Consider the following 12348-nt stretch of genomic DNA (forward strand, 5'->3'; position numbering starts at 1 on the left):
CGCGTCAGGGCTGGACGAAGACCGCCACGGTGCGGGCCGGGACGTTCAGCGTGCCGGTGGCGGGATCGAAGGCCGACCGCCTCACCACCGCGTCGTCGCCGGCCACCTGGACGGGGTGGAGCGTCACCCGGGCGTCCCGCAGCGCGGCCACGGTCTGCGGCTGCGTCTCGGGGGTGGCGTTGAAGACGACGGTGATCGACCTCCAGCGCGGGTCGAGGCCCGCCGCGTCCAGGTGCATGGTCACCACTCCGGGGATCTCCGAGGCGCCGGCGGTGGGGAAGGTCAGCCGCCGCCGCACCTCGGCCAGGGAGCCGAGGGCGAAGGTGGGGGAGGAGGAGCGGATCCGGAGCAGCTCGCCGTACCGGGCCCGTGTCGCGCCGATCGCCGCGCGGCCGGGCCGGAGCGCCGGGTCGGCGAGAAGCGCACGCGCGTAAGGCCACCTGTCCTCGTTGCCCGCCCTGGGAGGCAGCCCGGCGCCGAAGCCGTTGCCCCGCGAGCAGTCCCAGAGCAGCCGGTTGAACCAGTCGCCGGAGTCGAAGGAGTTGCGATCGAGCGACTTCGAGCGGAGCCGTTCGCTGCCCGCGTGCACGAACGAGACGCCCTGCCCCAGCACCGCCGTGGCCAGCGACAGCACCTGCATCCGCACCCGGTCGGCCATCGTCGTCGCCTGTGGCAGCTTGTAGGCCAGCGCGTCGAACAGCGTCTCGTTGTCGTGGGCGTCCACATAGGTGACGGTCTCGGCGGGCGAGACGGCGTATCCGGCGGGGGAGCCGTGGTAGTCCACCTCCGAACCCCTGACCCGCCTGCCGTCGGAGGCGGTGAGGACGTAGTCGCGCAGGTTGCCGGTGAGCCCCACCTTGATCAGGTCCTGGTATCCCAGGAGACGGGCCCGCTGCTGCTCGGCCGTGCCGTTGGCCTCGGCCCCGTTGGGCGCCCCGGCCAGGCCGGAGCCGAAGCCCTGCACCCGGGGGTCGGTGTCGAAGGGGCCGCCGCCGCGCACCGCGTCGCGCAGCCGGTCGTTGAAGGTGCCGATCCCGGTGCCCGCCAGGTTGAGCTGGGTGGCCTGCTCGAAGCGGGCGTCACCGGCGACCTCGCCGAAGTTCCAGCCCTCGCCGTACAGGATGACCGACGCGCCGTCCACGCCGTCCTGTGCGAGGGTGAGCCCGTCCAGGGCCTCGCGGACCGCCAGCATGTTCGCCTTGGGATGGTGTCCCATCAGGTCGAAGCGGAAGCCGTCCACCCGGTACTCGCGGGCCCAGATGAGGACGGAGTCGACGACGAGCCTGCCCATCATCGCGTGCTCGGGCGCGGTGTTGGCGCAGCAGGTGGAGGCGGCCACCGTTCCGTCGTCGAGCAGCCGGTGGTAGTAGCCGGGCACGATGCGGTCGAGCACCGAGGTGGGGGCCTGGCCAGCGGCGTGGGTGTGGTTGTAGACCACGTCCATCACCACCCGCAGCCCGGCCCTGTTCAGCCCGGCCACCATCTCCCGGAACTCCCTGATCCGCGCGGGCCCGTCGGGATCGGAGGCGTAGGAGCCCTCGGGCGCGCTGTGGTGCAGCGGGTCGTAGCCCCAGTTGAAGGAGTCCCCGGCGGCGGTCTCCGCGACGCGGTCCTGCTGCCGCTCGGAGTCGGCCGGCATCGCGGCCAGGTCGCCCTCCGGCTCGGTCCGGTCCGCCCTCCTGTCCGGCACGGTGGCGAAATCGAAGACCGGCAGCAGGTGCACGTGGGTCAGGCCGTCGCCGGCGAGCCCGCGCAGTTCCCGCATCCCCGCGGAGTCGGCGGCGAACGCGGCGTAGGTGCCGCGCAGGCCGGCGGGTACGGAGACGTCCGAGGCGGAGAAGTCACGCACGTGCAGCTCGTGGATCGACGCCCGGTGCTGGGGTACGGCCGGCGGCTTGACCTGCGAGGACCAGCCGTCGGGCAGCAGGTGGGGGTCGGAGAGGTCCACCAGCAGGCTGCGGACGGAGTCGGCGGCCAGCGACAGGCTGTAGGGGTCGGTGACCTCGTTGGTGACGATCCCGCCGGCGGCGGCGGAGTAGACCGTGACCAGGAAGGTGTAGTAGCGGCCCTTCCACGAGGGCAGGCCGCGCACCGACCAGACGCCGGTCGCGTCGTCCCTGCGCATCCGGCGGACGCCGCGGACGCCGCCCCTGGGCTCGCGGTACAGCGCCAGCCCGACCGTGCGCGCGGTCGGCGCCCAGACCGACAGGCTGGGCGCCCCGTCCCAGGACGGGCCGAGCTCGGCGCCGGTCGCCGCGGCGTAGAGGTCGTCGAGCACACCGGGGATCTGCACGCCGGTGGCGGTCAGCGGCATGCCGGAGGCGTCCCGCGCCACGGCCACCACCTGGCCGCGCAGCGCCCGTCCGGCGAGGGCGGCGTCGCGGGGATCCACGGTGAGGGCGGTGTGCTCCGCCAGGTGTGGCCAGACGGTCCGCTGCGCCTCGGTGAGCGCGCCGAGGGTCAGCCGGATGACCCGGAAGCCGCCGGTCAGGTCTCCCTCCGCGCAGGCGATGTCGCCTTCGGGGGAGAAGACCAGGGAGTACCGGAGCGAGGGAGACGGCTCGACCCGCCAGACGACGGTGTTCCGGTCGATCCAGTGCGCCGAGGACCTGCTCAGGTCGGCGTCGAGCGCGCGGCCCGGCGGTCGCGGCAGCGCGCGACGGCACCCCTCGCACCCCTCGACCCTTCCGGCCTCCCCGACCTCGGAGACCTCGGAGACCTCGGAGTCTCCGGCGGCCGGGACCGGCGTCCTGTCCTCCGGCAGGTCCCGCTCGCCGCCGTCACGTGCGCGGATGATCTGACTCACGTTCCCGTTCCCCTCGGTCGGGGGGACGCGACGGGCTCCGGCCCCCCGGCCGGCCGGGCCGGAGCCCGGTCGCCCGCCCACGGGAGCGGTCACGTCATCCCGCGGGTGCGGTCCCCGGCTTCGTCGTTCCCCGCCGGTCGGCCGTGAATCGGGGAGGTGCGCGCCCCCCGAAACCCCGGATAAGGCGGCGAAGCGCCCCCTGCCCGCGGATTCCCGGGACGGCGCCTCCGCCGCGGAGCACGCGTGGCCGGCGTCTTTACGCAACCATGTAACGAGTTTGCAGACTCTCGCGGAGACTTCTTCCCGTGCCGTCCGCGTCCGCGTAACGTCCGGCGTACTCCAACCGGCCCGGCGGCTTCCGCCGCGTGGGCCGGTTTCGCCATGTCCGTCTCGTCCAGCGTCACCCGGCACCGGCCTCGTCGCCGGTGTCATCACGTCCTGATACGTCATTTGATCGGGGGACCAACATGACCGAACTCATCCGGATGGACCACGCCGGGGCCACCACCGCCCGGTGGTGGCGTGACGCGGTGATCTACCAGGTCTACGTGCGCAGCTTCGCCGACGGCAACGGCGACGGGATCGGGGATCTGCCGGGGGCGCGGGACCGGCTGCGTTACCTGGCGGACCTGGGGGTGGACGCGGTCTGGCTGACCCCGTTCTACACCTCGCCGATGGCCGACTTCGGCTACGACGTGGCGGACTACCGGGCCGTGGACCCGATCTTCGGGTCGCTGGCCGACGCCGAGGCCCTCATCGAGGACGCGCACCGGCACGGCCTGAGGGTGATCGTCGACGTGGTGCCCAACCACACCTCCGACCGGCACGTGTGGTTCCGGCGGGCGGTGGAGGCCGGTCCCGGCGCCCCCGAGCGGGAGCGCTACGTCTTCCGCCACGGCAGGGGGAAGGACGGCAGGCTGCCGCCGAACGACTGGGAGTCGGTCTTCGGCGGTCCCGCCTGGACCCGGCTGCCCGACGGCGAGTGGTACCTCCACCTGTTCGCCCCCGAACAGCCCGACCTGAACTGGGACAACCCCGAGGTCCACGCGGAGTTCGAGGCGGTCCTGCGGTTCTGGCTCGACCTGGGCGTGGACGGTTTCCGCATCGACGTGGCCCACGGCATGGTCAAGGCCGACGGCCTGCCCGACGTCGGTCACGCCGACCAGATACGGATGATCGGCACCGCCGTGGTGCCGTTCTTCGACCAGGATGGAGTGCACGAGATCCACCGGGCCTGGCGCAGGCTGCTCGACTCCTACCCGGGTGAGCGGATCGGTGTCGCCGAGGCGTGGGCGCCGTCCCCGGAGAGGCTGGCCAACTACGTCCGCCCGGACGAGATGCACCAGGCGTTCAACTTCCACTTCCTCACCACCCCGTGGGACGCCGCCCGGTTCCGCGCGGTGATCCAGGAGTCGCTGGACACCGCGGGGCTGGTCGGCGCGCCCAGCACGTGGGTGCTGTCCAACCACGATGTCAAACGGCACGTCACCCGGTACGGCGGCGGCGAACTCGGCCTCCGCAGGTCTCGCGCGGCGGCGCTGCTGATGCTCTCGCTGCCCGGCTCGACCTACCTCTACCAGGGGGAGGAGCTGGGCCTGCCGGAGGTTCTCGACCTGCCGGAGGAGTTCCTGCGCGACCCGCAGCGGCTGCGCAACCCCGACGACGGCCGGGACGGCTGCCGGGTGCCCATCCCGTGGACCGACGCCGGGCCGCACTTCGGCTTCGGCCTGCCGGAGGTGGGGGAGACCTGGCTGCCCATGCCCGCCTCCTGGGGGCCGCTCAGCGTCCAGGCGCAGCTGCGGGACCCGCGCTCCACACTCCGCCTGTACCGGGAGGCGCTCCGGACCAGGCGGGAGCGGCGTTCCTTCGACGGCGCCCCGCTGCGCTGGCTGGACTCCCCCGAGGGCACGCTGGCCTTCACCCGGGGCGACGGCTTCGCCTGCACGCTCAACCTGACCGCCGAGCCGGTCGAGCTGCCCGCCCGGGGGCGGGTCCTGCTGGCCAGCGCGGCGCCGGCCGTCGAGGGCGGCGTGGCACGGCTCGCCCCGGACTCGGCCGTCTGGTGGGAGCGCGAAGGCGTGTGACGGCGGCCGGCTCGGAGCCCGCCGGGCTCCGAGCCGGAGATCCCCTCCCCGGCCCCCGGATCCGCCGGGGAGGGGGGCGCCGCGGTGAATCCTGGTGAAAGAGTGGTAACGGTTCGCTGTGTGACCCGTCACCTCGACGGCTCAGGGGACGGCCGGTGTGCCAAGATCTTCGCTGACCGGCTGATTGTGACAGCAATGGAGCGTGCCCGCATGAAGTCCACCAGGCCGCGATGGATCACGGCCGCGCTGGCGACGTTGACGGCCGGCGGCCTGCTCGTCGTGGTCACGCCGCCCGCCGGAGCCAAGGCGCGCAACGTCTACTACGTGGACTCCCGCAGAGGTGACGACTCGGCTCCGGGCACCTCGCCCGCGAAGGCGTGGCGCTCATTGGAGAGTGTCAACGCCACCGAGCTGCGCCCCGGTGACGTCGTGCTGCTCAGGCGCGGGGGCAGCTGGCAGGGCCCCCTGAGGCTCGGCGCCAGGGGCACCGCGGCCAGGCCCATCTCCGTCGAGCCGTACGGCAAGGGCCCCGCCCCCAGGATCAGCGGCACCGATGACGACTGCGTGGTGCTCAGCGGCTCCCACCTGCTGGTGGCCGGGGTGCGCGCGAGCAACTGCCGCTGGTCGGGCTTCGAGCTGGGCGGATCCCGCAACGAGCTGAACGGGGTCCTCGCCGACCGTAACGTCGCCGGCGTCCATGTCATCGGGTCCCACAACGTCATCAGGAACAGCGTCCTGACCCGTAACAACCGCATGAGTGTCAACGACAGCGGCGGTGACAACGACTCCGGGGCCTTCGGCGTGCTGCTCAACGGGGACGACAACCTCGTCGCCCGTAACGTGATCACCGGCAGTTACGCGGCGAGCCACGACTACGGCACCGACGGCGCCGCGGTGGAGGTGTTCAACGGAGACCGTAACCGGGTCGTCCAGAACATCGCCAGGGACAACGAGACCTTCGTCGAGCTGGGCGCGGAGAAGGGCAAGACCGCCACCGGGAACCTGTTCGCCGGCAACGTGGTGACCTCCTCGCAGAGGCGCGGCTCCTTCCTGATCACCCGTGGCCCCGGTCACGCGGTCGGCCCGGTGCTCGGCACCGTCGCCGTGCACAACTCGGTCTACCTGCCCGCCCGCGACACCATCGGCTGGTCCTGTCACGACGGCTGTTCGCCCGGCATCCTCAGGTTGCGCAACAACATCGTGGTGGTCGGCGGCCAGATGGGGTTCGAGGACGGCAAGGGCGCCGACGAGGGCGGCAGCGTCTACCAGGGCGAATCTCGCAGGTTCAGGCTCGGCCCGGGGTCCGTGGTGGCCGATCCCCGCTTCCGCGGTCGCGACGACCTGCGGCTGCGGCCCGGTTCTCCGGCACTCGGCCGGGGTCTCAAGCTCGGCCCCGACTGGTACGGCGGCTCTCCGCCGGCCCGTGACGTGTCGGGCTCCCCGATGTCCGGGCCTTCCGATGCGGGCGCCTACCAACACTAATATTTCCGGACTTAAGGTTTTATCCTGGACATCTCCCCGGAATCTTCGCGAAACCTGTCTGGGACACCCTGTGTCCGGAGAGAGGTGATCGACGATGATGCTGCGACTACGGGTGTCCTTTCCCGACCGGCCCGGGGCCCTGGGGCAGGTCGCGCGCGTGCTCGGCACGCTGGGCGCGGACATTCTCCAGGTGACGGTCCTGGAGCGCGAGGCCGGCCGGGCCGTGGACGACTTCACCGTCTCCTGGCCCGGCGCCCCGGACGTCGACGGCGTCCGGGACCGGATGTCGGCCGTTCCCGGCATCCAGGTCGAAGCCGTCTGGCCCACCCGGGAGATTCCCGGCGCCGCCCCCGACTACGACCTGCTCAAGCACGTCGCCGCCGACCCCGGCAGGGCCTTCGTCACCCTCGTGGACGCGGCCCCCTCCCTGGTGAGCGCGGAGTGGGCGGTCGCCGTGTCGTCGGAGACCGGAGAGCTCGTCCACCGCAGCTGGCAGGCCCCGCACTCCCTCGACGAGGCGGGGGGCCTGAGCGGAGTCAAGGCGGCGGATCTCCGGTCCCTGCGCCCCTGCGCCCTCAGCGCGGGCCGTCACCGGTTCATGAGCCTTCCCGTTCCCGGCGCGAGCCTCCACCTGATCCTCGCCCGCACCGAGGGCCCGTCGTTTCACCGCGCGGAGCTGGACCGCGCCATCCGCGTCGTGGAGATCGTGGCCATCCTCGGCCGCTGAGACCCCCGCCGGTCAGCGCTGCGGGGGATCGATGCGGGAGCCGTCCGGGGCGAAGAGCATCAGGCGGCCCGCGTCGACCCCCACACGGACGCGCTCGCCGGCGCGCCAGACGGGCCGTGAGCCGACCCGGACGATGAGATCGGCTCTGCGGTGGGTGCCACCGGCCTGCTCCGGTTCGGGTTCCGGCTCGGGGTCCGGGGCCGGTCCGATCCCCGGAAACAGGCGGCGGAGGGCGGTCATGACCCGGCCGCCGGACGCGGAGGCCGCCGGGTCGCCGGCGTGCCGGTCGGGGGCCGGCGGCTCGGGCACGGTCACCGTGGGGATCCCGCTCTCGACGTGGGCGAGCCACTCGTGGCCGTGATACTCCAGGGCGCGGACGCGGCCGAGGAAGACGGGGCCGTCGAAGGTCTCGGGCACCGGGGCGAGACAGTCCGGGCGCAGGCCGACGATGATCTGGTGCCCGACGTACTGGGAGATGGCGTAGGCCCTGGGGTCGCTCCAGGGGATCGTGATCTGGTGCGGGCCGAAGTCCAGCAGGATGAACCGGTTCTGCGGGGCGCGCACGGTGGCCGCCAGCAGGTTGAGCTGCTGGGAGCTGAGGAAGGCGGCGGTGAAGGCGGTGGCCGGGTCGTTGTAGACCTGGGTGGGGGTGCCGACGTCCTGGAGCACACCGCGGTTGATGATGGCGATGCGGTCGGCCAGGGTCAGGGCCTCCACCTGGTCGTGCGTGACGTAGACCGTGGTGACGCCGAGGGAGCGGACCAGCGAGGAGATCTCCATGCGCAACTCGGTGCGCATTCCCGCGTCCAGGTTGGAGAGCGGCTCGTCCATCAGGAAGAGCGAGGGCTGGCGGACGATCGCGCGGCCCATCGCGACGCGCTGGCGCTGACCGCCGGAGAGCGTTCCCGGGCGGCGCTCCAGGGTCTCGCCGATGCGCAGCGCCTTCGACAGCTGGGTCACCCGCTCCCTGACCGTCTCCGGGGCGATCTTGGCGACCTCTAGCGGGAAGGAGATGTTGCCGCGCACCGTGCGGTGCGGGTAGAGCGCGCCGTTCTGGAAGACCATGGCGACGTCCCGGTCACGTGGCGCGAGGTCGTTGGCCAGCGCGCCCCCCAGCCACAGGTCCCCGGAGGTGACCTCCTCCAGGCCCGCGATCATCCGGAGCAGTGTGGACTTGCCGCACCCGGAGGGCCCGAGCAGGACGAGGAACTCCCCCTTGTCGGCACTCAGGCTCATCCGGTCGATCGCGAGGTGCCCGCCGGGGTAGATCTTGCTCACGTTGTCGAGGACGACGGTACTCATGCGTTCATTCCTCCCAGAGTCCGCCATCCGGATCCAGCCGTGTGATTGATGAGGTAGTACATCGCGCTACTTACCCGTGTGTCCATAGATGTCAGTGGAAACCGCACATCTAGCGACTCTTTCTCCGGCTATTCGGGAGCAGAACAGCCGTGCGACCATACAATTTGAGGATCGCTCGCGCCCGCAGCTATGAAATGTTACAGTTTACGGAAATTTCGACAATGATTTTCATGGCGCGCGGAGAGGGGCCGTCCGGCCCGCACCCGGCCCGGACATGCCTTCGTGATCGAGAACGGCCGGGCGGTCGAACGCCTCCGGCGGACGCCGGCGTCTGAGACGGTGGGGCGCCGCCCCGCCGGGTCAGAGCCTGGCCAGCAGCGCGGCGACCCGCTCCCGGTAGGCGGCCACGTTGCGCAGCTTGATGTCCTCGTAGCCGCGGACCAGGTCCGGCAGCTCGGCCAGCTCCAGGACCAGCTCCCGGTTGCCGGGGCGCAGGCGCGACAGGGCGAGGTGCATGTGACGGGTGTACTCGCCCGGGAGGGCACGCTCGATCCCGCGCACCCTGGCCAGGCCGAACGGGTCCAGCCACGTGCCGCGCAGCCCGCGCACGCCGTACAGCAGGCGGAAGGCCGGATCGAACCAGCCGCCGAGGCGGATCTTGCGGTTCACGCCCATGGCGCGCAGCACGGGCGGATGCAGGTTGTAGGAGATCTTCGCGCCGGGGCCGAACTCGGCGGCGACGCGGGCACGCTCGGCCGGGTCGAGGTGGAGCCTGGCCACCTCGTACTCGTCCTTGTAGGCCATCAGGCGGTGCAGCCGGCGGGCGTAGGCCTCGGTGATCGGGCACGGCCCGGCCGAGGTCCTCCGCTCCCCGGCCAGGACCGTGCGGACCGCGTCGACATAACCGGCGGCGTAGCGCCGGTTCTGGTAGGCGACCAGGTCGGGCACCCGGACCGTGAGGATCCGGTGCAGCTCGGTGCCCGGGGCGGCGGCCGAGTCGATCAGCCTCACTGTCCCGGGGTCCGGTGCCGGCTCGGCGGGGACGGGTGAGGCGGTCACCCGCGCCACGGCCTCCGGGTCGGCGACGACCGCCCGGCCCCAGTGGAAGGCGGCGACGGTCCGGTCGGCGCTCTTGCCGCCGCTCCGCCGTACGGCCCGCTCGATCGCCCCCAGGCTGAGCGGGATGAGACCTCGCTGCCAGGCAGCGCCGACCACGATCGTGTTGGCCTGCAGGTGGTCGCCGAACAGTGCCCGGGCCATGCCCTCGGCGTCGAGGTAGACGTTCATCTCGCGCCGGGTGCGCGACTCCAGCGAGGCGATCGGCGAGCCGAGGTCGGTGGTGTGCGTGGTGGGATCGACGACCATGGAGCCGGTGGGGACCATGCTGGTGGAGACCACCGCGACGGTCCGTTCCCGGTCCGCGGCGCGCAGGTGCCCGGGGTCGGTGGCGCCGATCAGGTCGAGCGCGAGATAGGCGTCCACGCCGCCGGTCCCCGCCCGTCCCGGCCGGTCGTCGTCGCCCTCGAAGATCAGGATGTCGGAGACGACCGTGCCGCCCTTCTGGGCCAGCCCGGTCTGGTCGAGTCCGCGCGCCCGCCTGCCGTCCAGCATCGCCGCGGTGCCGAGGAGCTGCGCCACCGACACCACGCCGGTGCCGCCGATGCCGACCAGCCTGATCGCCGCCTCCCCGCCGCGCGGGGCCGGCGGGGGCATCCTCCGCGGCGGGGCCGGCGGGGCGGACGCGACGGCGCGCCCGCCGCCTCTCCCGCCGGGCACGACGGTCAGGAAGGACGGGCAGTCGCCCTCCACGCACGAGTAGTCCTTGTTGCAGGACGACTGGTGGATCTCGGTCTTGCGGCCGAACTCGGTCTCCACCGGCAGCACCGACAGGCACCCGGACCTCCGCCCGCAGTCGCCGCACCCCTCGCACACCCGCTGGTTGATCACCACTCGCCTGACCGGGTCGGGCAGGTCGCCCCTCTTGCGCAGCCGCCGCTTCTCGGCCGCGCACCCCTGGTCGTGGATGAGCACCGTCACGCCGGGGACCGAGGCCAGCTCACGCTGGGCCTCCTTTAGGTGGGCGCGGTCGCGGACCTCGGCGATCCGGGCGAGCGCGACCCTCCGGTAGCGTGCCGGCTCGTCGGTGGTGACGATCACCCGGCGCACGCCCTCCGCCTCCAGCCAGCGGGTCAGGTCGGCCACCGCCAGGGACGGGGTGATCGCCTGTCCCCCGGTCATCGCGACCGCGCTGTTGTAGAGCAGCTTGTAGGTGATGTCGACGCCCGCGCCGACGGCCGCGCGCACCGCGAGCGAACCGGAGTGGTGGAAGGTGCCGTCGCCGAGGTTCTGGAAGATGTGCGGGGTGTCGGTGAACGGTGCCTGGCCGATCCACTGGGCGCCCTCGCCGCCCATCTGGGTCAGTCCCGTCAGCGTGCCCTTGCCCTCGCGGTTGAGCACCACCATCGTGTGGCATCCGATCCCCGCCCCGACGGGCGCGCCGTCGGGGACCGCTGTGGAGCGGTTGTGCGGGCAGCCGGAGCAGAAGAACGGGGTGCGCCGCGGGCCGAGCAGCCTCAGCGGCGCAGGGCGGGAGATCACGGCCAGGCCCTTCGCGACCCGTGCCTCCGCCGCGTCGTCCAGACCGGCCCGGCGCAGCCGGAAGGCGACCACCCGGGCCGCCAGGTCGGCGTCGACGCCCCCGGTCCCGGGGACCAGCGGGGCGCCGTTCTCGTCGAGCTTGCCCAGGACGCGCGGGGCGTTCGCGGTGCCGTACAGGACATCCTTGACCAGGGTCTCCAGCAGCGGGCCCTTCTCCTCCACGACGAGGATCTCGTCGAGCCCCCCGGCGAAGGCCCGGACGATCTCCGGCTCCAGCGGCCAGAGCATGCCGATCTTGAGGATGCGGACGCCGAGCCCGGCGGGGTCCACGCCCAGCCTGCGGAACGCCTCGCGTACGTCGTGGTAGGCGGTGCCGGAGGCGACGATGCCGAGCCGGGCGTCGCGGGGATCGGCGGTGATCCGGTTCAGGCCGTTCTCACGGGCGTAGGCGCGGGCCAGCTCCAGGCGCGGCCCGACGAGCGTCCGCTCCATCTCCAGTGACCAGGGCGCGAGCAGGGTGGCGTCGGGCACATGCCGGTACGGCCTGCCCTCGTGTTCGACGACGGGCATGACGGGGACGACGCGTCCGGCGCCGACGGTGACCGTGCCGGTCGCGTCCACCACGTTGGTGACCGCCTTCACCGCCACCCACAGGCCGCTGGCCCGGGAGGCCGCGATCGCGTGGCGGCCCAGGTCGAGCAGCTCCTGGACGCTGCCGGGGTGGACGATCGGCATGCCGAGCGCGGCGAGCGCGCTCTCGGTGGCCGAGGGCAGCGTGGAGGACTTGCAGGTCGGGTCGTCGCCGCAGAGGGCGATCAGGCCGCCCTCCGGGTGGGCGCCGACGAAGTTGCCGTGCCGGAGCGCGTCGGCCGCGCGGTCGACGCCGGGGGCCTTGCCGTACCAGACGCCCAGGACGCCCGCCTTGCGCGGCCGGGGGAGCACGGGCACGAGCTGGCTGCCCCAGACCGCGGTGGCGCCCAGTTCCTCGTTCTGACCCGGCCGGTGCACGACGTCCAGCGGCTCGGCGTGCCGCCGCGAGCGGGAGAGCTCCAGGTCGAAGCCGCCGAGTGGGGAGCCGGGGTAGCCCGAGACCAGCGCGCCGGTGTCGAGACCGGCGGCGCGGTCGGCCCGCATCTGGTCGAGGATCACCCGGACCAGCGCCTGCGTGCCGGTCATGAAGACCTGGCCCTGGTCGAGGGTGTACCTGTCGTCGGGAGCCGTCCCGCGGGCCTCGGCGGAGATCGTCATGATCGTTGCTCCCGTCTCCCGGTGCCGTTGCGGTTGCCGCAAGATTATTTCAGGCAGGGCGAAATATGGTGTCAACATTCACCGAGTATCCGCTGTATGGT

Annotated in this window: 6 protein-coding genes; 3 read left to right on the plus strand and 3 right to left on the minus strand. The window is 72.6% G+C overall.

Annotated features, from left to right (window positions below; all coding sequences use genetic code 11):
* Window positions 1-4: 4 nt before the first annotated feature.
* Window positions 5-2806: a pullulanase-type alpha-1,6-glucosidase gene (pulA, locus tag ABZ194_RS21055; protein WP_355598677.1), complete on the minus strand. Its 2802-nt coding sequence runs from the start codon at window positions 2804-2806 to the stop codon at window positions 5-7.
* A gap of 467 nt (window positions 2807-3273) precedes the next feature.
* Here pulA and ABZ194_RS21060 point away from each other — a divergent pair, with 467 nt between their 5' ends.
* The 3 genes from ABZ194_RS21060 to ABZ194_RS21070 all read left to right on the plus strand — a co-directional run bounded on the left by ABZ194_RS21060 (window position 3274) and on the right by ABZ194_RS21070 (window position 7099).
* Window positions 3274-4890, plus strand: a complete 1617-nt coding sequence (locus tag ABZ194_RS21060; RefSeq protein WP_355598678.1) for a glycoside hydrolase family 13 protein — start codon at window positions 3274-3276, stop codon at window positions 4888-4890.
* A 210-nt stretch (window positions 4891-5100) separates the two neighbouring features.
* Window positions 5101-6372 carry a NosD domain-containing protein gene (locus ABZ194_RS21065; protein ID WP_355598679.1) on the plus strand — a complete coding sequence of 424 codons (1272 nt, stop codon included), beginning with the start codon at window positions 5101-5103 and terminating at the stop codon, window positions 6370-6372.
* A gap of 94 nt (window positions 6373-6466) precedes the next feature.
* Window positions 6467-7099: an amino acid-binding protein gene (locus tag ABZ194_RS21070; protein WP_355598680.1), complete on the plus strand. Its 633-nt coding sequence runs from the start codon at window positions 6467-6469 to the stop codon at window positions 7097-7099.
* A 12-nt stretch (window positions 7100-7111) separates the two neighbouring features.
* Here the strand turns inward: ABZ194_RS21070 and ABZ194_RS21075 are convergent, their stop codons facing one another.
* Window positions 7112-8401 (minus strand): ATP-binding cassette domain-containing protein, encoded by a 1290-nt coding sequence (locus tag ABZ194_RS21075; RefSeq protein ID WP_355598681.1) that lies wholly within the window; start codon window positions 8399-8401, stop codon window positions 7112-7114.
* A 360-nt stretch (window positions 8402-8761) separates the two neighbouring features.
* On the minus strand, window positions 8762-12247 hold the full coding sequence (locus ABZ194_RS21080; RefSeq protein WP_355598682.1) for an indolepyruvate ferredoxin oxidoreductase family protein: 3486 nt from the start codon (window positions 12245-12247) through the stop codon (window positions 8762-8764).
* Window positions 12248-12348: the final 101 nt, after the last annotated feature.

It is taken from the genome of Streptosporangium sp. NPDC006007, from assembly GCF_040614315.1.
Taxonomy (GTDB): Bacteria; Actinomycetota; Actinomycetes; order Streptosporangiales; family Streptosporangiaceae; genus Streptosporangium.

Bases quoted from the DNA above. Each gene is read 5' to 3' on its own strand.
- ABZ194_RS21075 (WP_355598681.1), bottom strand. From the start codon at position 8,401: ATGAGTACCGTCGTCCTCGACAACGTGAGCAAGATCTACCCCGGCGGG.
- ABZ194_RS21065 (WP_355598679.1), top strand. From the start codon at position 5,101: ATGAAGTCCACCAGGCCGCGATGGATCACGGCCGCGCTGGCGACGTTG.
- ABZ194_RS21060 (WP_355598678.1), top strand. From the start codon at position 3,274: ATGACCGAACTCATCCGGATGGACCACGCCGGGGCCACCACCGCCCGG.
- ABZ194_RS21080 (WP_355598682.1), bottom strand. From the start codon at position 12,247: ATGACGATCTCCGCCGAGGCCCGCGGGACGGCTCCCGACGACAGGTAC.
- ABZ194_RS21070 (WP_355598680.1), top strand. From the start codon at position 6,467: ATGATGCTGCGACTACGGGTGTCCTTTCCCGACCGGCCCGGGGCCCTG.